The 22,941-nt window shown below is 40.2% G+C and carries 21 protein-coding genes; 6 read left to right on the top strand and 15 right to left on the bottom strand.

The genetic code is table 11. The annotated features are described in order from the left end of the window. Nucleotides 1-16 precede the first annotated feature (16 nt). From AC4PM4_RS05120 to AC4PM4_RS05150, 7 genes are all read right to left on the bottom strand, one after another. Nucleotides 17-844 (bottom strand): carbohydrate ABC transporter permease, encoded by an 828-nt coding sequence (locus AC4PM4_RS05120; RefSeq protein WP_063563753.1) that lies wholly within the window; start codon nucleotides 842-844, stop codon nucleotides 17-19. Nucleotides 845-857: 13 nt separating this feature from the next. Continuing rightward, on the bottom strand, nucleotides 858-1,760 hold the full coding sequence (locus tag AC4PM4_RS05125; RefSeq protein ID WP_491612905.1) for a carbohydrate ABC transporter permease: 903 nt from the start codon (nucleotides 1,758-1,760) through the stop codon (nucleotides 858-860). Nucleotides 1,761-1,839: 79 nt separating this feature from the next. Further along, nucleotides 1,840-3,204: an ABC transporter substrate-binding protein gene (locus tag AC4PM4_RS05130; protein WP_090806726.1), complete on the bottom strand. Its 1,365-nt coding sequence runs from the start codon at nucleotides 3,202-3,204 to the stop codon at nucleotides 1,840-1,842. 171 nt (nucleotides 3,205-3,375) lie between these two features. Then, complete coding sequence (locus tag AC4PM4_RS05135; protein WP_491612906.1) at nucleotides 3,376-5,034, bottom strand: response regulator; 1,659 nt, start codon at nucleotides 5,032-5,034, stop codon at nucleotides 3,376-3,378. Next, nucleotides 5,031-6,488 (bottom strand): sensor histidine kinase, encoded by a 1,458-nt coding sequence (locus AC4PM4_RS05140; protein ID WP_491612907.1) that lies wholly within the window; start codon nucleotides 6,486-6,488, stop codon nucleotides 5,031-5,033. The genes AC4PM4_RS05135 and AC4PM4_RS05140 overlap by 4 nt, the downstream gene beginning before the upstream one ends. Before the next feature lie 841 nt (nucleotides 6,489-7,329). Continuing rightward, the gene (locus AC4PM4_RS05145) at nucleotides 7,330-7,641 is read right to left on the bottom strand and encodes a hypothetical protein (protein ID WP_090950534.1); all 312 of its coding nucleotides are present in this window, start codon (nucleotides 7,639-7,641) and stop codon (nucleotides 7,330-7,332) included. Between the two features lie 113 nt (nucleotides 7,642-7,754). Further along, nucleotides 7,755-9,251: an alpha/beta hydrolase family protein gene (locus AC4PM4_RS05150; protein ID WP_491612908.1), complete on the bottom strand. Its 1,497-nt coding sequence runs from the start codon at nucleotides 9,249-9,251 to the stop codon at nucleotides 7,755-7,757. 1,073 nt (nucleotides 9,252-10,324) lie between these two features. Between AC4PM4_RS05150 and AC4PM4_RS05155 the strand changes: the two genes are divergently transcribed. Continuing rightward, on the top strand, nucleotides 10,325-11,623 hold the full coding sequence (locus tag AC4PM4_RS05155; RefSeq protein ID WP_491612910.1) for a hypothetical protein: 1,299 nt from the start codon (nucleotides 10,325-10,327) through the stop codon (nucleotides 11,621-11,623). 240 nt (nucleotides 11,624-11,863) lie between these two features. Here AC4PM4_RS05155 and AC4PM4_RS05160 read toward each other — a convergent pair whose 3' ends face one another. After that, on the bottom strand, nucleotides 11,864-12,337 hold the full coding sequence (locus AC4PM4_RS05160; protein WP_491612912.1) for an HIT family protein: 474 nt from the start codon (nucleotides 12,335-12,337) through the stop codon (nucleotides 11,864-11,866). A 320-nt stretch (nucleotides 12,338-12,657) separates the two neighbouring features. Here AC4PM4_RS05160 and AC4PM4_RS05165 point away from each other — a divergent pair, with 320 nt between their 5' ends. From AC4PM4_RS05165 to AC4PM4_RS05185, 5 genes are all read left to right on the top strand, one after another. Further along, nucleotides 12,658-13,161 carry a DedA family protein gene (locus AC4PM4_RS05165; RefSeq protein WP_063563743.1) on the top strand — a complete coding sequence of 168 codons (504 nt, stop codon included), beginning with the start codon at nucleotides 12,658-12,660 and terminating at the stop codon, nucleotides 13,159-13,161. A 46-nt stretch (nucleotides 13,162-13,207) separates the two neighbouring features. Continuing rightward, complete coding sequence (locus AC4PM4_RS05170) at nucleotides 13,208-13,774, top strand: class I SAM-dependent methyltransferase (RefSeq protein WP_072733075.1); 567 nt, start codon at nucleotides 13,208-13,210, stop codon at nucleotides 13,772-13,774. Between the two features lie 88 nt (nucleotides 13,775-13,862). Next, the gene (locus AC4PM4_RS05175) at nucleotides 13,863-14,543 is read left to right on the top strand and encodes a response regulator transcription factor (RefSeq protein WP_079693707.1); all 681 of its coding nucleotides are present in this window, start codon (nucleotides 13,863-13,865) and stop codon (nucleotides 14,541-14,543) included. 100 nt (nucleotides 14,544-14,643) lie between these two features. Beyond that, complete coding sequence (locus tag AC4PM4_RS05180) at nucleotides 14,644-15,636, top strand: sensor histidine kinase (RefSeq protein ID WP_491613081.1); 993 nt, start codon at nucleotides 14,644-14,646, stop codon at nucleotides 15,634-15,636. Between the two features lie 34 nt (nucleotides 15,637-15,670). Continuing rightward, a complete protein-coding gene (locus AC4PM4_RS05185) occupies nucleotides 15,671-16,267 on the top strand; it encodes a class I SAM-dependent methyltransferase (RefSeq protein ID WP_240321320.1) in 597 nt (198 codons plus the stop codon). A 215-nt stretch (nucleotides 16,268-16,482) separates the two neighbouring features. Here AC4PM4_RS05185 and AC4PM4_RS05190 read toward each other — a convergent pair whose 3' ends face one another. The 7 genes from AC4PM4_RS05190 to AC4PM4_RS05220 form a co-directional block, all read right to left on the bottom strand. Further along, nucleotides 16,483-17,502, bottom strand: a complete 1,020-nt coding sequence (locus AC4PM4_RS05190; RefSeq protein WP_491612914.1) for a phosphotransferase — start codon at nucleotides 17,500-17,502, stop codon at nucleotides 16,483-16,485. A gap of 488 nt (nucleotides 17,503-17,990) precedes the next feature. Then, nucleotides 17,991-18,311 (bottom strand): hypothetical protein, encoded by a 321-nt coding sequence (locus AC4PM4_RS05195; RefSeq protein WP_491612915.1) that lies wholly within the window; start codon nucleotides 18,309-18,311, stop codon nucleotides 17,991-17,993. A gap of 70 nt (nucleotides 18,312-18,381) precedes the next feature. After that, the gene (locus AC4PM4_RS05200; protein WP_274567213.1) at nucleotides 18,382-19,944 is read right to left on the bottom strand and encodes an MFS transporter; all 1,563 of its coding nucleotides are present in this window, start codon (nucleotides 19,942-19,944) and stop codon (nucleotides 18,382-18,384) included. Nucleotides 19,945-20,211: 267 nt separating this feature from the next. Then, a complete protein-coding gene (locus tag AC4PM4_RS05205; RefSeq protein ID WP_064637734.1) occupies nucleotides 20,212-20,541 on the bottom strand; it encodes an ArsR/SmtB family transcription factor in 330 nt (109 codons plus the stop codon). Nucleotides 20,542-20,706: 165 nt separating this feature from the next. Beyond that, entirely contained in the window at nucleotides 20,707-21,168 is a 462-nt protein-coding gene (locus AC4PM4_RS05210) for a GNAT family N-acetyltransferase (protein WP_491612916.1), read from the bottom strand. Nucleotides 21,169-21,237: 69 nt separating this feature from the next. Beyond that, the gene (gene fabZ / locus AC4PM4_RS05215; protein ID WP_090806731.1) at nucleotides 21,238-21,678 is read right to left on the bottom strand and encodes a 3-hydroxyacyl-ACP dehydratase FabZ; all 441 of its coding nucleotides are present in this window, start codon (nucleotides 21,676-21,678) and stop codon (nucleotides 21,238-21,240) included. Nucleotides 21,679-22,418: 740 nt separating this feature from the next. Continuing rightward, nucleotides 22,419-22,841 carry a MarR family winged helix-turn-helix transcriptional regulator gene (locus tag AC4PM4_RS05220; protein ID WP_063563734.1) on the bottom strand — a complete coding sequence of 141 codons (423 nt, stop codon included), beginning with the start codon at nucleotides 22,839-22,841 and terminating at the stop codon, nucleotides 22,419-22,421. Nucleotides 22,842-22,941 lie beyond the last annotated feature (100 nt).

The following is a 22,941-nucleotide window of genomic DNA, read 5'->3' on the forward strand; positions in this document are numbered from 1 at the left end:
GATGTTAAGAATACCACTAGCCCTTTAAGGAGCCCGCAGTCATTTGCATAAAGGATTTGTTAGCAAAAATATAAGCAATAAGGATCGGGAGAATGGACAGACACGCCCCCGCCATCATGAAGTGTGTCTGTGAAGCAGCGGCGATTCCGTACTTCAAATTGGCTAGTCCGACGGTCAATGTCTGCAGTTCGGGTTTACTGAGCGTAAACACAAATGGAATCAGGTATTCGTTCCACGCTCCCCGGAAGGCAAACAAGGCACACACACCGAGCCCAGGCGTAAGCAGCGGAATAATGATTCTCCAGAATGTTCTGCCCGGAGAGCACCCATCGATGCGTGCAGCCTCATCAAGCTCTTTAGGAATTCCGTTCATGAAGCTGAGCAGGATAAAGAATGCCGAAGCATGTGTGCTGATCAGAATCAGAATTACGCCCCACAGCGTATTATGCAGATGAAGTTTAATCATCAGCTCGAATTGAGGTCGAAGAACGACTGCTCCGATCGCTACAAACATAGTAAATGCCTGGATGCTGACGTATAGTTTTTTGCCAATAAAGTCCATTCTGTTCACGACATAGGCTGCCATGGATGAGACGATTAATGTTCCTATGGTTGACGCTACGGCAACAAATACACTATTTAGTGTGTATGTTGAAAAATTCGCCTGTTTCCATGCTTCGATATAGTTGGTGAACTGCCAAATAGCTGGCAGAAAAGTCGCTCCGGCAGTAAGTTCGGCATTCGTTTTAAAGGAACCAAGCAGGGTGATAATTATAGGAAACAGCGTTAGAAATGCTACTATTAACAGAAACGCCCACAGTACGGTATTCCATGCAATTCTCATGAACGTTCCTCCCTTATTCGTTATGACTCATCCGTTTTGATCCATAAAAGTAAAGTATCGTGATGATGCCAACAATAACAGCTGTGACAAAAGCGACAGCACTACCATAGCCAAATTCTTGAATTTGTGTAGATGCCGTGGAACCCGCAGGCGGGAAAAATAATTTATATACATATAAGAACATGACATTGGTTTTTCCAATTGGCCCGCCATCAGTCATCACCATAATACTCTCATAACCTTTTAGCGCATTAATGATGGCTAGCATAATGATCATTTGCATGACAGGGCCCAGCATTGGAATGGTAATGTAACGAAATTGTTGGAATTTGTTTGCCCCATCCAGAGCAGAACTCTCGTACACATCTTCGGGAATATTTTGTAGCCCTGCTAGAAACAAAAGCATATAATTGCCTACCGCCCCCCATACAGCAACGAGGATGATCGTCAGCATGGCATAATCAACGCCCAGCCAATCTATAGCACTGCCGATCAATTTATATTTCAGAAGGAACTGATTGAGGATGCCATTATACGAGTTGAAAATGGTGAAAAATACGACCGCCATAACCGCTGTACTAATGATCGTAGGCATAAATATAATAGCTCTCAGCAGATTTCTCCCTTTAATTTTCCAATTCAGGATGACGGCCAATATCAGAGCGAGCGGTATCGATAGCAGGAGCTTGCCTCCAGCATAAACGAACGTGTTGGATACTGAATCCCAAAACTGATGATCTGTCATTACGCGTTCTAGATTTACCAGTCCTACAAATCGTGCAGTCCCAAACCCTTTGTAATCGTAGAACATATATCTCATGGCCCACATAATCGGGTAGATGCCCAGAACAATGGTAAGAATATAGCTTGGCAAAAGAAAGCTGTATGAAAAAGCTAGATTCTTTGCTTTATTCATATCCTCTCAACTCCTTGCAATCTCTGTAAGATTTAATGAAAGGATGGAGCGTGCCCCACCCTTTTTAAACACCTCTATTTTATTTTACGTATTTTCCTGCAAGTTCCGCTGGATCGAAATCTGCAATAGGCTCGGCCTTCGCTTCTCCACTCGCAATTGCTGTATCCAAAGCAGCGTTATAACGAGTATTCAAATCGTTGATAATGGTATCCAGATTACCTCCGCTTAGAATGTACTTGACGAAGGCATCGTCAGATTTCATACCGTGTACCGGCACTGTAGGGTAGACCGGCCAGACACCGTCGTACTTGTTCGGCAGGAAACCTTCTATGCCTTTAACTTCCGGTTTCGCTGCAACAGCACTTACTGAAGGGACCATGGATATGCCAAAGCCTTTCTCTTGATATTGTTGAAGAACAGATTCATTATACATATACTCCAGGAACTTCCAGGCTGCTTCCTTATTTTCGGTCTCTGAACTTATTGCCAACCATTGGCCCCCTAAGAACCCAGAAGCACCATTGAAATTTCCGTCAATGGATGGTGCAGGTGCTGCAGCCCAATCAATTTTAGCTGGAAATTGAGATTGGTAGACTCCCGCTTCAGCAGAAAAGGATAAGTACATCCCGATTTTCCCTTCAGCGAATTGGGCGCGCAATGGGTCGATATCAAGCGATTCGACACCGGGCAACATACTTCCATCATCCTTGATTTGCTTAAATGCTTCCATGATGGGTTTAAAGCCACTATAGTCATATCGAGCTGTCTTAAAATCATAACCATATCCGCCGTAACCACTTACTTCTGCAATAACACGGGCAGATCGGCCCAAGGCACTGGAAGGATTTTTAAAATTCTGTGCGAAACCGTAGGCTCCGTTTGATTTACCCACTTGCGTAATTTTCTTGGCTGCCTCAACCAACTCATTCAGTGTAGTCGGAGGTTGTTCAATACCTGCTTTGGCGAAAAGCTCTTTGTTGTAAATCAGACGCATCGTTGTCCCATAGTTCGGCAAGCTATAGCGTTTTCCATCGAAGCTGTTCAGATCCTCCATGACAGGAAATGTATCTTTCATTTTATCTGTGAGAAACTCGTCAATTGGAGCTAGGAATCCTTTTTTATAGAAGGTCTGTATGGTGTTTTCTTTAACACGAATGACATCCGGTGGTTCCGAGGTCTGAAAAGACATATCCAGCGCTTGATCGAAATCATCTCCCTTGATAACCAGTTCCACTTCGATGTTATCCTTATTGGTTTCATTGAATTTATCGATCGTTTCTTTCACGAACTCAGAATCATGGCGGTCTCCAGTCCAGTAGGTGATCTTGGTTTTAGCCGCTGCGCTTGCTCCTTTATCTGTGGACTTAGGGCTACTGCAAGCCGCTAGGCTTCCCGTGAGCACGATACACAGTGCAGACATAAGAAATTTCTTGTTTAATTTCATTCGTATTACCTCCCCTTTTTATCTGTTATTCTCTTTCTTCTTCATTATAGTTTCTTGTAATCGTTTACATAATGCGGTAAACCACACATCAAGGGCAGGTTTTCTTATGAATCTGTCATTAAAAAACTAGCCCTGCATCCGAAACTTTCGGAAACAAGGCTATCTTTCGAGTTATGATTGATCATAGGCCAGATCCACAGGCGGACTGATCTTCCCTGTACTATATAATTTGAATTCGGATGGTGTCATATTGGTATGCTTCTTGAAAATTTCGCTAAAATAACGTCGATGCTCATACCCCAATTCCCTAGCGATCTCCTGTACCTGATAATCATTGATTAGCATTTCTTTAGCTTTTTCCATTCTTTGATGGATTACGAATCGCTGAAATGAAATATTTAGCACTTTTTTGAACAGATTCGAAAAATATCCGGGACTTAAATTGAACTGCTTTGCACATAAATCAAGTGATAAATTTAAATGCAAGTTGGCACATATATAATCCTTCGCCTGATAGATCAACTTGGTCGTTTCATCCGAACGCTCGTGCTCAATCCACGAACACGCTTCAAGACAAAGTTCTTTTACTGTATCCCGCATAATCTGAAATGTAACCACACCTGTGCGCTTTACATGGTTCCACTGCTTCTCAAGGTTCTTCACCCGATCAGGCGGAAATTGTTCTAACATGACTCGACATATCTTGGATGACAGCTCATAACAAAGGTTTTCGACTTGTTGCGGTTTGGGAAGAGGATCTCGCTGCAATAAATCATTAAAGATCTGCTCCAGAATAAGTCGGCATTTTTCTCGATTGCCCGAGCGCAAAGCCATTAAAAACTCGTGCTCCGTGGACGCAGTATAATGAAGCAAGGTTTTCTCTTCATCGGATGTACTTGAATAACTGTTAACACCATTACCATCTGTATAAAAATGATAGGCCAGAGCACTTAAGGCTAGTTGATATGAATCCGGTAATTCATCGATAGATGTTACACAACTACCAATACCGATTGAGATGGTAGAGTTCGTGAATTGATAAATATTTAATCTGCATGCTTCAGAAATCTGCTCTGCGATTCTCATATCTTCACAATTGATCAGACAGATGAACCGATTTAACGCTTCACTAAAAACAACACCACTGCTAAAAGCTGCGATAGTTTCCTCCAAAATATTTCGAAGGCTGAATCTGATCAATTCCACTTCCCTTGAGGGTTGTGCTTTATATTTGTCCATAAAACGGTCTAGCTCCACAATAAAAAGATTGAAATTCTGAGGAGCAAGTTGAATGCCGAGTGTTTGCCATTTTTGAAAGGCTACGACAGCATTCGTCCTATGATGAACTAGCAAGGACAAATACTCCTGCTGCAATACAGGTAAGCTTTTTCTTACATGTTGCTTCAGTTCTATCGCCTTGCTCTGCTCCCGCCATTCTTCTTCGATTGCTGCCTTTGCTTTCAACACGACCTGAATGATTTCATCTATAGAGAATGGTTTCTTTACGAAATCAAATGCGCCTAATCGAATCGCTTGTCTCGTAAATGAGAAATCGGTATACGCGCTGAGAATGACAATTTTCGTAAAAGGAGCGTTTACGAGAATTTCTTGCGTCATGGCCAGCCCATCCTTTTTGGGCATCCGTATGTCTGTAAGGACAATATCCGGTTTGGTCTCTTGGATTAGGCGAATGCCTTCCTCCCCATCGAGTGCCGTACCAACCACTTCAATGTGATGTTCTTCCCAGGGCGGCTTCTGAGAAATCATATTGACTACACTTCGAATATCATCAATGATGCATAATTTAATCCGTTGGAGTTCTTCTATCATGATTCAACTTCTCCTTCTCTAATCGGAATCCAAATGTCGGTTCTCGATCCCTTGCCAGGACTGCTGTGAAGTTCGATTCGTGCTTCTTCTCCATAAAATAGGTTGAGCCGATTCACGATATTGTTCAGAGCATAACCCTTCTTGGAGACAGGCGGTTTCAACATCGCTTGACTTACCATAGCCGCATCCATGCCTGCACCGTTATCCTCAATAATCAAATGAACCCAATTGTTTTGTCTGTCCACCTGTATATGAATCTGACCTCCGAAAGTAATGTCCTTAAAGCCGTGTTGAATGCTATTTTCCACAATTGGCTGCAAGAGAATCTTTGGCAAAAGGCTGTTCAGCACAGATTTATCAAGTACAGTAACTTCAAACACAAACAGTCCTTCATAGCATTTTTGTTGAATTAAACAATACTGCTGTGCGTGCAACAATTCATCCTGCAGCGTGTTCCAATCCTTCCCCCCACTCAAGCCAAGCTGAAACATCTGGGACAAGGAGAGAATCATCTCATTGACTTCCTCATTTTCCCCTAGAACGGATTTGCAGTAAATCGTATTAAGAGTGTTATACAAAAAGTGTGGTTCCATTTGCGCAGTTAAAGCTCTCATCTCGGCCTTACGTTTTCCGGATTCGCTCAACCTTACATCATCAATGAGTCTGTTGATTTCATCCAACATGCGATTGAATTGAAAACCGACCTGAGCTACTTCATCGGACGAACGGCTGGCAAAGCGAACATTCAGGCGGTTATTCTCTACCTCGCGCATAAGTCGTTGAAGCTTGTATAGAGGATTTAGCAACAGCGCCGTCAGTTTATTGGATAAAAGGCTAGTGAACAGCAGAAAGAAAAGCATTATATAAAGGGTTGTGCGCTTTACACCGTTCATTTGTTCAAGCAGTTTATCCTTCTGTTGAATACCGAATAAACTCCAATCTTTGACAACTGTTGATCTTGTGTAATTGACTAGGTAATCCGTTTCATCAAAATTATGAAAGAAAGAGCCCATATTGCTCTCAGATACATTGTACAAGAAAGGTTTATCTTTCATTAGATTATGGCTGGATGACCATGAAGTTCGGATGACTTCCTCGCCATTGGAATCGATTACAAAATAGTCGCTGTCATCATTCGAAGAATGTTTGTTAACCAGTCCTATTAGTCCACTCTCATTTACATTCACGACAATGTATACATTTGTATTGGGGACATTCTCTTGAGTTCCCTTTGTAACAAATGAAATAGCACGCTTATTACCAGAAAAAAACTTATCAGAATGCCCTTTTATCCACTTTCCTCCATAATTCTCAATCATATCGAAATACATACTGGATTCATAAAAGGATTGTGTCTGAGAACGTCTTTGTGAAATAGGATAAAAATCTCCAATGGGCGTGGCAATAAGTATACTTTCGATTAGAGGTTCGTTGAAATAAACCTGTGAAAACACATATTGGAGCTCTGACAAATGCACATAGTAATTGGAGATATCATTACTCTGTACATCCAGCATCATATCTTTGAAGGCATAGCTAAAAGTCAGTGAACGAATGGAGTTGGAGATCCCCGTTAATTTATCATCCAGTATCTGAGTGGTTTTGTTTACGGTTTCTTGACTAGTCTCAAATGCATTTTTCTGGAGCTCTTTGGATGCAATCCAGTAGGTTGTCAGGCCTACCGCCCCAATTGCAAGCGTTATCATAGTTATGATGGATAAGCGAATTCTCTGTTTGAATGAACTGCTGTATATCAAACGATTGAATTTTTTAGTGATGTGCTCTGCCCAAAGTCGTCTCATAAATTCGGTATCAACCTCTCTTGTAAATAAAAGAAGTCTTGCTGAAATTAAACTTATCTATTTGCGAATCATTTTACATTAAAATATCAATTTAGCAATACATTCTTCATGTCAATACGGATTTATTACAAATATACTGTTCCATTCGGATCATCAATTAAACAATTCCACGCTCCGGTTTAATATGTTTCAATTCTTTTGCTGCCAAGAAGAAAAAATTTATATCAACTTAAATTTATTTGACTCGCCGATATAATCATTTTACTACTAAGGGGGGCTGAGGTTTTGCCGATCAGGGAGATTTTTTGTTTAGTTCGTTTCACGCACTCAATTGGCTTAAGCCATAACAAAAAAGCCGCTATATAGCGACTTCCAATGGAATCATGTTCTTGTCCCTCGACACTTCCCTTAAATCATCGTCTGTCTAAATGATCCTTCTATTTTTGGTCAACGTTGTTAGCCTTATGAATACCACATCATACGTTGGTTTAAATCACTTTAATTGTTTTAAATATTGCTCCATTACTTGTAACCACACTCTTAATTGACTCAAATTTTCTACTGAATGAGAGCCATATGGAAACAATTCAAATTGATATAGCTCTGGACTTCCAAATACATGACTAAAATTAACTTCAATTTGGTCTTTCGTAAAATTTAAACATTCATAGTAGCTCGTAATTTCTGCTTCACTATATTCATCTGGGCAGATGTAGTCGATTGCCTGTATGATTTGCTCATAATTATAATCTTCGGCTTTTACTTCAAATATGACCATATCTTCATGTGAAAACTCACGAAACATGGTTGCCACCTACCCTAATCATTTTTTGGTGAACGTTGCTGCCTTAATGGGGGTTAGTCATAGAAGAAGAGTTGTACGAAATAGCATATCAAAATCGGTAGCCTGTTTGTAATTTATAATAGCGAGGTTACGAACTTCACCTCCGGAAAACGGCTGTCCGGTCCTTTCATTAAGATTCCGCCTTGATTCTTTAGATACATATCGAAGAAATCCAGCATATAGGCATTGATCACGGAGTTCGCTCTTTCTGGCACAATCTTTCCTGTAATGCCCAGCATATTGAAAACCGGAGAAATGAACTGTACATCGGTAAAATTCAAATGCTCTGTATTTTCGATATAGAGGATTTGTCCTCCTTCGTCGACCGTTTCGCGCATCCGTTCAAGCTCCAACTTTTTATCTTCCGTTACTTGATCATTCCACTCTCTTGTTGAGCCCCTACGGTTAAGCTCTGCATCTGTATAGACCCGGTTATTTATCACCCTGTTTAATTCTTCGAAATAGCTTTCAGAGTTGATGAACAAAAACGGCTTTCGCAGATCCTCGCTTTCACGCAGTCGATACAGCCCTCCATCCAAGTCTATTCCGACCCTGATTCGTGGATCGTAAGAAGCGTCGTAGGCCGTCGCTCCGCCGATAGAATGACCGAACACCCCGATATGACCGAGATCAATCCTCCCTTTTAAAGGACTTGGAATCTGTCCCGATTGGATGAGCTCGAATTGGTCCAGCGTAAACGCCACATCGGCGGTTAACACTTTTCCCAACTTGTCGCGATTTTCTCTTCCCGTTCGGTAATCATCGTCGGGAGAGAATAAGTCGTTGGTTGTGCTGGTCGTGATTCGACCGTCCGGAAACTCGGTTGCAACTGTATTGTAGATGTGATCGATCACTGCCACGATATATCCGTGACTCGCGAGATTCTCAGCTTGCGACGTATGGAGGAACCTGGACGAGCCAAAGCCGGGATTTGCAAGGATCAGCGGATATGAAGTCTGTGCCGAGGAGACTTCGGCCCCCGAATAAGCATGACTGGATACGTACTTCAAGTGCTGAAGAGTAAACTCAGGAAGGCCATAGTTCGCGGCCATATAACGTAAAATTGGAGTATCGGGAATAAAGGGAGCGTACTTGCTGGTGCCAACTTTAACCGGATACCATACCTGAACCATCAACTCTCTCTTACCCTCTCTGGCTTCGTCGAAAATCTCTTCCCTATTAGTATCCACGAGATGAAAAGTTTGCGTTCCTACCTTAAATTCGCCTGTAGGTTCAGGTAGATTAAATACTGGAAAAGCATACATGAGACCCGCTGTTACGACCAGCATTATCGCTATAACGGTATAAGCTGAACCCAACAAGAATCGCGGGATTTTTTTGGGGCCGTTTTTTCTAAAATAGCTATAACCTGAAATGGCTAAAAAAAAGATCGTTATGCAATATGAGAAAAATAGTTGAACTCTGTATCCTTCCACCGTCCAATGAATGACCAATAAAAGAGTGGCGATTCCGCTTGCAATGAATACCTTACGCCGTCCTTTCTTTAATAGGAATGTTAATGCAAACAAGCCGATGTTTGACAACAAAAGCAACAGTTCAAACAGCCTCATCTCGATTCTCCTTTTAAAAATTTTCTATTTTCGTTTGTTCCAATATTATCCTGCCAGGATGGCCTTAGCTATCGATTCCACTTACATCCACCTTACAATTTTGTAATTCTACCTTGTAACTGTGCTCATCTTTGGATAGGAACTTAGTTACTTAAATCAAAAAAAGCCGCTATAATTAGCGGCTTTGAATGTAATAATGCTCTTGTCCTGCGACAAGCATACACAGGATAGTCCATACCTTTTTCTCTTCAATATACTTATACACAATTCGGAAATCATGCAATCAACGGCTCCATCCCATTAAAATGTATGAATTATTGCTACAAAATTGCTTTTTTGAGCCTGAATAGTGGAGGAGAACTATCAAAATCTATCCGAAGTATTGAAGAATTAACTGGTATATTGCTACGGAAAGTCCTAAAATACTCGCTTTCATTTTAGATGGATGATATCTTTTGCTGCGAAACAAGTACAGAAAGATCACTATAAATCCTAAGGGAATCCACAGCTGAAAGACACCTTCTGTTGTATAACGAGAAAAAATTGGAATAATGGAAGTACTGATCAAAAAGTAAAAGAAAACTGTAAAACGTCTTGTTTCTAATTGCTTGCTCCACCTTACTAAAAAGAAAAAAATAATGATTCCGACAATTGTAATGTATAAAGGGGGGAGAAGAATAGAAACATCCCCAAATTTGAATTCCATTTTGCATTGCCCTCCTCTTTTAAATCATCACCACTTTTTGTTCCGGATTGGGAAGCATGTACATTATATGTTATAATCGAAAGGTTAATTTTACCAAAAGTAAAGAGGGATGTAAAAACACATTGTAGGGTTTATAGTTTTCGCTTAAGATTTTAGCTGTATTATGGAACTATTCCAAACAGGTGGTTCCATGCAAAAAACCAATAGATATATAGAGGTACTTAATAGATCGCGGAGCAGATATCCATGTCACTGATTTAAGAGGTAAATCTCCCATTGATGTGGCGACAAGCTATAAACCAGACAAGATCATCCAATTTTCAGAAGAATATCAGCTATTACATCGTGACTAGGAGGACCTCATATCATGAAAAGGATCACCAAACGTACATTTCTAATCACTACTCTAACAGCGTTCCTTACTATTTCCTTAGCCCCTGTCCCCACTCTCGCTTCTGATTACAAGCAACTTCCAAAGCCAGAGTGGACCTATGACGTACCTACCGATACGACAACCCAAATACATAGTAAGAACTATTATTTCACAGGAAATATCGTCTACCCTATCGTGTCAGAACAGACTAACTCTCAAACTGCATATACATTCTTGTATCAGTCAGATCGCTCTACCGGCAAAACTAAATCCGTACACTCCTTATTAGCGATAGACGACAAAACTGGAAAACAGAAGTGGATTCATAAATCGCCTATGCTCTACAATTCGTTTGAAATAGATCAGAGCGGTGACGTCTACTACTTCGATGAGGTAAATTCCGGTAACAAGAAGGTATACCAGTTGATCTCTCTGGATTCAAATAACAAGCCACGCTGGGTCAAAACATTCAAAGAGCACTTTCAATTCAATGTCCTAGAAGATGGGCGCATAGCCGTGGTTACTTTCACAAAAGACACCAGTGTGATTACTCTTTATACAAAGGAAGGCAAGCCGCTTATCAAAAGGGAGTTTCCTGGCCACGTACGACATATTCAGAGGAACTACGTCGGATTGTTAAATTCTGATGCTCCGAGAAACACGACGACAATTGATATTTACTCCATTCCTACAGGAAAGAAGATTATTTCCGCTGTCCAACCGCAGGATCACGTCAATATTGTGCATGCTGACTTTGAAGTTCTAAGTGGCGGAACTGTGATTGTTCCCATTTACGATGCAAAGATGGAAGTGGAAACCTTGCACGGCTACAAGCCTAACGGGGAACAAAAATGGATCAGACCATTGCCTAAGCCAGCACAGGATGCCGTTTTCGGTACAACGTATGCGCATAATATGTACGATTCTTTTTACGTATCCTTAGGAAATAACTTTCTGATTCAAGAGAAAAATAAGCTTAGTCTGTACAATACTAACAATCAATTGATTGCGACCAAGACGTTTACTGATTTACCTGCACAAGGACTGTTACAACGACTAAATGATCAGAGCATTGTCTTCGGAGCCGTCGACAAAACACAAGCTTGGTATGATTCATCTAAACCGGAGCCTAAGAAAGCCGCCTACTATATTCTGGACTCTAATACACTAAAAATAAAAAACTCTTTTGTAATCGATGACGCACTTTTTCACCAAGCCGATGTTCGTTTTCACGATGCAAATACATTCTATATCCACATGAGTGAAACCATTGCCAAATACGTTCTAGAGTAGCATATGTAGGCTGGAGTAATCCCCCATTATAACGATTTATGCCTAGCCCCTCTCCAGGAGCGAAGTCATACATCGTTTCTTTTTTTATCAAATGAGCAGCCTGCAGAACTGCAGACTGCTCATTAGTTTTATTGAGATGTCGTTTCCTGTTAGCTTACTGAAACAACCTTATTTTTCTCTTGTAGGGCCCACGTAATCTTAGATTCATTTCCCACTAGAGTTATCATCCTATCCTAGATCTTAAATGTTTTTCTTTATCCAAGAACGCAACTTATCAGCATAGAAATCGCGTTCATCTGGATCGGATGGAGAACCCTTTGACAGATAAAGTTGATCATTCACATATCTAGGGTAAACATGGAGATGAGAATGCCACACGTCTTGATTGCCAGCGGGCTCATTATGTTGCCGCGTAGAAATCCCTTCACATCCATATGTACTTTTCATTGCAAGTGCTGTAAGCTGAGCCGCGCGGTGAATTTCACCAGCGTAATCCGCTGGGAGATCAAAGATGTTCTCGAAATGTTGATTAGGAACAACAAGAACATGTCCTTTATTGTTTGGCCACCATTTGCTCGCTATAAAAGCCGTTACCTTTTCATTCTGATAGATGATATCCCTTTGTTTTGTCCCCTGGTTAGGTCGCTCGATACCCCAAACACGACAAAATGGACATTCGTAACCTTCGGGCTTATGTGAAAATGATGCTGTCATCCTCCTCATTCAACTCCTTTCATATTTTTCCAAACAGCCATTATACGCAGGCAACTTTTGTTCGTTGCGTTATCCTCAACATCGGTAATCAAACTGAGCTCGCTTTTATTGCGGTATGCCCGGCTCATTTGATCACCACTCCTGAATATATCCACCTTATCAAGTCTTGCCAGTAAGTTGGCAAGGCTTTTTTGTCTTGAACGTACCATAGTTGTATCCCTTTGCTTATGTAATCTTTAGATTTTCTTCAGAATTATGCTTATTAATTCCTTAGTTTTTTTCATTATGATTTCTATATCGACAAGAGAGGAGGCAAAAAAATGATCAGTAATACGATCTTAGAGCTACTACATCAGTATGGATATCTGATTTTTTATTTTGCCTTCTCATTAGGGCCATTTGGCATTCCAATTCCGAATGAGATCACGATTATCAGTGGTGCTATTTTGAGTCACACGGGTGTTATCAGCTCATGTATCACATACTTCTGCATTTTAACAGGACTTTTGACTGCCATTACCTTTGCTTATTTTGCAGGGAAGTTATTTGGGCCCAAGATAAAACACAAATTTCAACATAATAAACACTTCGTTAAGGCTGAACTGATTCTGAATAAGAGTGGCAATTGGGCGATGTGCATCGGTTTATTCATTCCAATCGTGCGATATGTACTCCCTCTGGTCATTGGACTGAGCGGTGTTCAGTATCGGAAATTTGCTCTCATTTCATATTCCAGTGCTTTGCTTTGGACCATAACGTATTTTACAGCGGGAATCTACTTCGGTGCTCCCATTCTATCAATGCTTCATTTATTAAAATTTTGATCGATTTTGATAACATACCATCACGTATACGGAGGAACCACAAACAATGAATTCCAATGAACCTATTTTATTTCTGAAAAGCTTTCTTCAAAGCCCAAAACATGTTGGCAGCATCATACCCAGTTCCCGGTTTCTCGCTAACAAAATGGTGAACCAAGCGCCTTGGCTTGACGTAAAAGCAGTCGCCGAACTCGGATCGGGCACAGGTGCCATCACTCGTTATATTCATCAACAGGCACAAGATTCGACCCAAGTGTTATTGTTTGAGATGAACGAGACGATGAGGAATAATCTAAAGACTGAATACCCTTCATTCCCCTGTTATCCAGATGCCTCTCGATTAGTGGAATCCATGAAGCAAGAGGGCGTTGAGCAACTGGACTGTGTATTTAGCGGGTTGCCTTTCTTCAACTTTGAGTCTGAATTGAGGAATACGTTGGTAGACCAGATCCATAAGGCGCTCAAACCCGAGGGGTTATTTATCGCCTTTCAATATTCGCTTCAAATGAAAAAAACACTATCCGAAAAGTTTATCATCGAAAAGATAGAATTAGTGCCCTTGAATGTCCCTCCTGCCTTCGTTTATGTCTGTCGCAAAAAGGAAACAATTTAAACAACTCAGGCTATGGTTTACACTGATATTATCCTCTTTATAAGGATTTAAAATTTTATTTAAAACAGTCTAAAAGGAGTGTTGGATTGTGAGTACCGTTCTCATTGTTGATGATGAACCCGACATCCGTGATGTCATTCATGTCTATTTACGTAACGAAGGATATCAGGTCATTGAAGCCGCCAATGGTGAAGAAGCACTAAATATTATCAAAACTACATCGGTCCAGCTCGTTATACTGGATGTCATGATGCCCATTATGGACGGAATCAAAGCCTGCTTCAAAATAAGAGAAGTATCAACCTCTCCCATTATTATGCTATCCGCCAAAGAAGAGGACATAGATAAAATTACAGGCCTGACTACCGGGGCTGACGATTACATGGTCAAACCGTTTAATCCGTTAGAATTACTAGCTCGCGTTAAGGCTCAGCTACGACGCCAAACACTGATTGGCAAAGCAGAATTCAATTCACTTATCCTGATCAAGGACCTTGTCATTGATACAAGTAAACATTCCGTGAAGTTAAAGGAGAATGACATTCCACTAACTCCACTGGAGTTTTCCATTCTGGTGCTGCTTGCAAGCCATCCTGGACAAGTATTTAGCTCCGAAAAGATCTACGAAACCGTATGGAAAGAACCTTACGGGTATTCGGATAATACAGTTATGGTCCATATTCGCAATCTGCGAGAGAAACTGGAAGTGAATCCACGAGAACCTCAGTATATTAAAACGGTATGGGGAGTGGGTTATAAACTTGATTAGACGATCTAACCCTTCTCATCGAACTCGAAAGAAGAAAATACAGATTAACATTTTGATCCGAATTATTTTGAGCACCATTGCTGCAGCTGTCTTTAATAATATGCTCATTTACCTATCTATAGATGTTTTTAAAGCTTGGGAGCAGGCTTGGTTTCGCAATTCGCTTCCGTATGTCATTACTCCAATTTTTATATTAACTTTTATCTTAACCTTCCTATTTTTAACACGTCGAATGGTTAAAGATATTATTCATTTGGAGCAAGGATTGCAATTCATTTCAGAAGGAAATCTGGACTACCGGGTGCCCGTTAATCGACAAGATGAACTTGGGCGAGTCGCTTCCAACATTAATCACATGACTGAACAGTTGCAGCTGCAGATGGTTAAGGAGCGCGAGCTGGAGAAATCCAAGATGGACATGATCACGGGTATCTCACATGACCTGCGCACACCGCTTACCAGCATCATCGGCTATATTGAGCTTCTAAGAACAGAATCATTTCAAGACAAAGCAGAGTATGACCGCTTCATCCAAAACACCTATAACAAAGCAACGCATTTAAAGAAGCTGCTCGATGACTTATTTGAATACACACGTCTAACCTCAGTAGATACCCAATTGGATTTGAAAAAGGTTGACCTATATCAGCTATTGGACCAGTTGCTGTTTGAATTTGAACCTTTAGCTCAGGAGAATGGAATTCATATTGAGAAAGAGATTGGCGATTCCCCAATCATGGCCTGCGTGGATAGTGATAAGATTGCTCGGGCCATCGATAATCTTCTTATGAACGCCCTGAAGTATTCTGTGAAACCTGGTGCGATTCATATTCGAATGAGTATGCGTCATGAGTACATTATCATTAAAGTCGAAAATAAAGGTGAGCCGCTCACAATAGAGCAAAAAAGTAAGCTGTTTGATCGATTTTATAAGGTTGATTATTCAAGAAGCAGCGAAGGTATTCAAACGGGGTCTGGTTTGGGTCTTTCGATTGCAAGAAATATTGCGGAGTTACATCAGGGTACCTTAACGCTTCAACATTCACATAACGTATTTACGTTCCAGTTAAGCTTGCCTTCCAACATCCAGTGAAACATTATTGAATTCAACAATGGAGGATACCGCATTGAAAACATCCGAACCGTTTCTTTTCCTGCAAGGATTCTTAAAGAACCCCAAACGAGTAGGAAGTGTCCTGCCCAGTTCCAAATTTCTAGCCCATAAAATCGTTCAGTCTGTACAATGGGAAGAAGTTAAAACCATTGCAGAACTGGGGCCAGGAACAGGTGTTATCACACGTCTTATGAGAGCAAAATTACCGAAATCTTCAATCGTGTTTTTATTTGAGAGAGACCCCAAAATGAGGAGTAATCTGAAGAAAACATATCCTGAATTCATGTTCCATTCGAATGCATCCTATCTTTTGAAAAGGATCAATCAAGAACATGTGCATCAGTTGGATAGTATCATTTGCGGACTACCATTTTTTAATTTTTCCAGAGAAATGAAACAAAACATCCTTTCACAGATGCATACAGCGCTTCGACCTGGAGGGATGTTAGTGTTGTACCAGTACTCACTTCATATGAAGAAACGATTGGCTGATTTATTCGATATTGAGAGAATTAAATTTGTGCCCCTCAGCTTCCCTCCTGTTTTTGTCTATACTTGTCGCAAAAAGAAAGATGAAGGACACAGTGAAACGAGGGAATCAGTATACTAACCATAACCATACGAAGTGATGTGAAAAAAATGAGAAGTCTCTCTCTTCAAGCTCGAAGACGATTCTGCGTTTCCGCCCGGCTCAAGCTCGATTTTGGTAAAAGCTTTTATTCACTTCTCCGGACGGGTCCAGTTTCATCTTGAATAGAGTGCCTTAGCTTCCCCGCTTGTTGGGACGCAAACGTACTGCTAAATCGCATCTCATGATGAGACAATTTAATTGAGCTTATGAAGTGTACCGTTCTTATGTTCATTGAGCAGCTTTGAGAAAAGCTTGCTAGAGTAATCAATCCTACGCTCTGGAAACTCGCCTGTAAGTATAATCTTCAACATATGAAGCAGACGTTTACCCGTTAGTTCAGTAGGCCCGAGAGACCATTGTCTAATACTGGGATATAAGTATATCAACCCAGAGTAACGAAATGCTGCCCTCAATCTTTCATAAAAATCATCATAGCTAAGTGATATACCGTTTGCAATTAATTCCTTGTAATAAATTTTGGCATCCTCAAGGTTAAAATAACTAGCCAAGTCAATATAAAAGGGTGCATAATAACACCATCCGAAGTCAATAAAATAGGATTTTCCATTGTAATAATGGATGTGGGAACCGTCTACGGATTGCAAATCTCCATGCGTAAGAGTTAGGCTTTCCTTCTCATCATACAAAGCCACCATATCACGTGCAAAAGCGTTTGCTTTTTCACGTAGTAATGGCAGATACGCGCCAAATTCCCTGTAAAATTCGGGGTTCTGCTCTATAAGCGTTTGAAAATGGTCCACAGACACTTGTGTAACTAAATAATTTTCCCAATAATGACGGTCAGCATGGGGGAGCCACAGCATCTCCGAACCTCTATGCATATTAAGGGCATGGATTCTGGCTAATGCCTCCGCAACTCTTGGCGACCAGTCTACGCCAGGCGGAGGAGATTTAACACTACCCAAATCTTCTATCGCCATCCATCTAGGCTCATCTGTTTCTAGATCTAGTGAAAAAGTGGCGGGTGTGTTCTGATGGCCCTGGTCAGTTAACGTTTTCATTGCCATGCGTTCTTTTAGGGCAGCTTCTTTAAATATTACGCTCTCCTTTTGACCATTTTCATAAGTAACCTCTATACGACGTACATCCGCACCAGACCACCCACGTTCAGCATCCGTCATATACCCTTGCTCTAAATGACGGATCTTTCCACGTTGTAGTTCTTCGGCTAAACCTTGAGCAATTATGATCATATTATGTTCCAAATTAATCTACCTACCAATCTAGTTAATATAGGTTACTCAATAGAGCAATTTTTTGAACTCCTAAGAAATCTCAAGCAAACAGGTGTCCGACGTGCCTTCGAGTTCACTTCCTTCCTCATTATTTTTCAAAACAAAAAAAGGGAAGAAAATGAACAAATTGTTCATCTTCTGCCCCTGTAGAGAATTGACTAACGGATAACATGATGTCCAATTCAACCGAATGTCAAACAAATGACACTTGTCAAAATAGGCTTAATGTAAAAAAACCATGCATGAGAGCACGGTTCCGCAGTCAACTAGAAGTAGTCGATGTCCCATGTTCTTAACTAATGCAGGGGTTATTCCATTTTATTACATGAAGAAATAAACCACTTAAATAAGCGGATTTCTGCAAATTAAATGAAATAAACCTAATGCAATTAACTAGCTAAGAACAACAGCAGACACTTGATACTTCCCCCTTATATTGAAACTAGCTATAGTATAGATTGAAAACACGAACTAGTCAAAATTCTAAATGCTTTATGAGGAGCATCTGCAAGGTCTTCAGCTGACAACCCTCCATCCTTATGGAATACAAGCACAGTTGGCATTCCGCTGCTGGTGCCAGAGCTGTCGTTCTCTCCATTGGCTTTTTCTAATTCGCGGGCTACGGTCGAGGAGTACCCATCTGGAACATTAATCTGCCCCTTTGTTCGTACCAGATCCTGCATCCCCGGTGCGGTAACCATCAGTCCCACCGTTGCAATCAGCCAAACCGCAAGTACCAGCCATCTAAACTTCAGTATTGTTCTCATATCTAATCTCCCTCTTAATAAAGTAAAACTAAGGATTCATCATTTCCATTGCGAGTCTCTCGAAGGAAGATTAATTCCCGTTCTGTGTATTCTTTTTGTTTTTAATCAAAATTGCACTCGCGAATGTACCAATTATTAAGAAAATACCAATCAATAGTGTTACATTTTGCATACCTGAATTAAAAGCATTAAACACGAGTGACTTCATTTCATCAAAAGCTGGCATAGCTTTAAATGCTTCAGCTTGCTTGCTATCAAAAACTTGTGAACCCCCAAAAGCTCCAGCTTTATGGAAAACATCCAGCATTTGATTTCTAAACTCGGTAGGAATATTGGCTAAATTCATGATACTTGTGTTCAATGAAGCGTTATAACCTTCCGTTAATTTAATTCCAAGCATTACAACACCAAAGGAGATACCCACTTGTCTAAAAACATTTAAAATACCAGAAGCCATACCTACATACTCTTTATCAACTGAACTCATAGCAGCATTAGTAATAGGTGGATTAACTAGAGCATTGCTAATACCTAAAAGAATAAAACCAGGCATCAGATAGCTCCACTCAAACGGAGCTTTGATCATATAACGCATAACAAATATTCCGATTGCACCGATCAATAGTGCTCCACTAACTAACCAACGGTTACCAATTTTCCCCGAGATAATTCCTGCAATTGGACCAAGAACTATCGTAAAACCACTAATGAGTAACATTTTTGCACCTGTATCAAAAGCCGAGTAACCCATGTAATTTTGCATAAGAATGGTTAAATAGGTAAAGCCTCCATATAGTCCAGCACCTAATACAAAAGCTGCGATATTAGCCCCATTAAATGTCCAATTTCTAAAAATAGATAATTCAATCATCGGCTGTTCTACTTTTTTTTCGGTAATGATAAAAGCTATAAGTAAAATAAGTGATAATCCAAGTAGACTTAAAATGTGCCAATCAGTCCATGCGTAATCTCCATTCACTGACTTTTGAATTAAGGCTAGAATCATCGTAAAAATCATCGCTGTACTGAAAATCAGTCCCCAAATATCAATTCGTCCATTTTTGTTTGTTTCACTTTCTTTAATCACAAACATTCCTAATATAATTGCTACAACCGCAACTGGAATGTTAACAAGAAAAATAGATCTCCAACCAAAAACATCGACTAATGCTCCTCCGACCAAAGGACCACCGGCAATAGCAAGCCCAACGGCACTACTCCAAATACCTAGTGCAAGTCCTCTTTGATTTTCAGGAAATGAAGAAGTAACTATCGTTAAAGATAATGACATCATAGCTGCGCCACCAATTCCTTGAAATCCACGGAAGATGTTTAACCAAATATCACTGTTTGCCAATCCACTGGCTAAAGAGCCAATCATAAAAATACCCAATCCTAATAAAAAGACTTTTTTACGTCCGATAATGTCGCCTAATTTTGAAACTGGCAACAACATTGCCGCATAAACTAAAGTATAGGCATTCAACACCCATTGGAGATTTGAAAAACTCGATGAAAAAGCTTGTTGTATATCTGGTAATGCAACATTGACAATTGTAATGTCTAACATGGCCATAAATACGGTTAAACTTACCGTGGCTAGAACCCACCATTTTCTTTTTGATTGTGTCAAAATAAAAACTCCTCTCATGTATACGTGCGTACAAATGCATATATATATTAAAATGAAGAGCACTACATTATTTCGAATTCATGAGTGCTTTCATATTGTTAGCCGTTATCTGAATATCAACAGAGGAAAAGTTATAAAAGTACCCTGCAAGTTCACTTCATATTCCGATAATCCAGATCATGCATCTTTGATTGAATTAAAATAAACCTCTTTATCGTGTATACGTGTGTACAAATGCATATATATATTAATATAAAAAGCACTGCATTATTGCAAATTCATGAGTGCTTTCATATTGTTAGCTGTTTGTTCAAATTTATCTACAATGAAATTGTTATTCGTTTTGTAATAAACTTCTCGCCCTTCTTTTCTCCTTTGAACGATACCAAAACGACTCATGAAGTCAAGGTGCCGAGAAATAACTGAACGATTCTGTGGAAAATATTCTGCAATACCACCGATTGTCATTTCACCATTTGCAGAAAGAAAAATTAACAACTCACTCCGCACTGGATCAAGTACCGCTCGAAAAAACTCAATATCAATATTGTCTTCTATCAGCTTTTTACATTTATTTGGATCAAGATTTAATCCCATTGTCATACCCCCTGAATTCATTATATGCATTCGTGTGCACATGTCAATGTTTTCGGGAAAATTCAATGAACGAAATTTTATATCCCATACTTACACCTCCATAAAATCAGTCAGGGAGTCTCTATATCTTTTGATCAGCTGTTATTCATTTTTCTTACCTACTGCTCAATCCCAGTGCTTTTCCATAGCTTCTTCACATCGAGAAAAACCATTTTTTGAATAAAACTTTACACTCTCACTACTTGGCCAAAGTATAAGAAACTCAACCTCATTTTCTTTTGACCATTTTTCCATAGCTTTATGAATTTCTGAGCCGATACCTAGATTCCTGAAAGCAGGGCGAGTATAAACATTCGTAACGTAACCGTAATAAGGATCTGGTGATTTCCCTGGCCTCGGAACTTTATGTATTAATTGCATATACATATGTGAGACAAGACTTCCACTAATCTCTGCAATCCAAATATACCAATCTCCACTTTTGATAGCTTTCACCAAGAAATCACTACAAACCTGGTTAAATTCCTCAAATGTGACCGCAGTATCCACACTTTCCTCTTCCGAGAAGTCCCAACGCATTTGAACAAGCTGAGGCACATCCTCCAACGTGGCCAAGCGAATTATCATCATACATCCCACCTTGCTTTTAAATATCTTTAAACTTCATTTTATCATATCTTTGCGCTAACCAGCCCGTTAGTTGAATGCCTCAATAGAATTAAATGCAAACATTATTTCTGCTTCACAAACCAATTCATTGTTTACCTTTGCGATGCCTATTCCTTTGACAATCTGTCCCTTGGCTCGGGTCACTTCGAATTCCAGATGGAGTTGATCCCCTGGTTTTACTTGCTTTTTGAACCGACAATTATCAATACCAGTCAGTAACCCTATCTTATGGTTATTACTCTCTACGTTGGACATAGCGATACCACCCACCTGTGCCAGTGCTTCTACAATCAAGACTCCAGGCATGACAGGATAATCGGGAAAGTGACCAAGGAAATAAGGTTCATTGAAAGTCACATTTTTGATTCCAACAGCTTTCTTTCCCTCAACAATTTCTAAGATTCTATCGACCAAAAGAAAGGGATATCTATGGGGAATAAGCTCTATAATTCGATTAATATCAAGCATGGATTTCCTCCTCTAATATTGGCTTATAACCATTCTAACGTCATTTGGAGAAATCAGCCATTTTTTTACTAACCTGCCCCCTGACCGTTCTCTTCTTTCACCAACCCTAATCTTCCCAGCCGCTGAATTCCAGAGTCATGTTGCTAATTTGGAGATAAAAGTTGATATACATAAAAAGGAGAAGCAAAAGAGTGCATGGGAATATCACGGAAAACCTTATTTATATGATCGAACACTGAGGAAAAAGCCGCTGACAAAGAAAAACAATGTAGCTGAATCAACTGCTGCTATGTAAAGGGAATTAAAGAGACGGAGAATTTAGCATACTGGAACATTTATTTGTTGTGTTTGAATTTCACGTTAAGTACGATACTGAAAATAAAATATTTTTATTGAAATCGAGGAATACTTTCAACATTAATATTAACTTCTCGCCATAAGCTCAGCTCAAGCATAGTTATTTTAGGATTTAGTGTGGGCGGATTTTGGGCTATCTCTATTGCAGTTAATATACCCACAAACCCAATCTGGGTATAACGGATCGAACCCAGCTTTTTTACAAACCCGTTCAATCAGGCCGGAAACATGCCGACAAGCAGTACGATCAGGCAAATCGTGGCTACGACTGACAGAGCCGGGATCATGATACCGATCACTCTGGCAATTCCCAGATACCCGGTCGTGGTTATGATCCATTCTTTTCCGGCAATATCCGCGTCAGTTGCTATGAACTTGATAATCTAGCCCTGTTTGCTGTCGTAAATTTTTTTCAGCAGGTCCGCAAACTGCTGTTTATCGCTTTCGGACAAACAATTCGTCATCTGAAGGCTGAACTCATCCAAAATCCGTTTCAGCACAGGTTCGAAATCTTTCGCTTTTTGCGTTGGATAAAGCAGGTAAGAACGACGATCGCGAGCATCCACTGAACGGTAAACGTACCCAGCCTCCTCTAGCTGCTTGACGCAACGCGTTGTAGTCGCTTTATCGAACTTCACTTCATTTGTGAGCTGGTCCTGGTTAAGCCCGGGATTCGACAAGATCGCCTTAAGATAACTGTGGTGCCCGCCCCCGCCGATATCAAATGGTTTTAATATACCAGCCAATTCTTTTTGGTTAATACGATGAACGTAGGACAACATTTTGCCAATCGAAGGTTTCTTCAACCCAGTACCTCCTTAAAATCTTTTGTATCCAAAAATTTTACCTCATGCAAGTTGCGTATGCAACTAACTTAAAGTATAATCAAAACCAAATTAGTTGCTA

The sequence above is a fragment of the Paenibacillus sp. MDV22-iso6 genome (assembly GCF_058408365.1).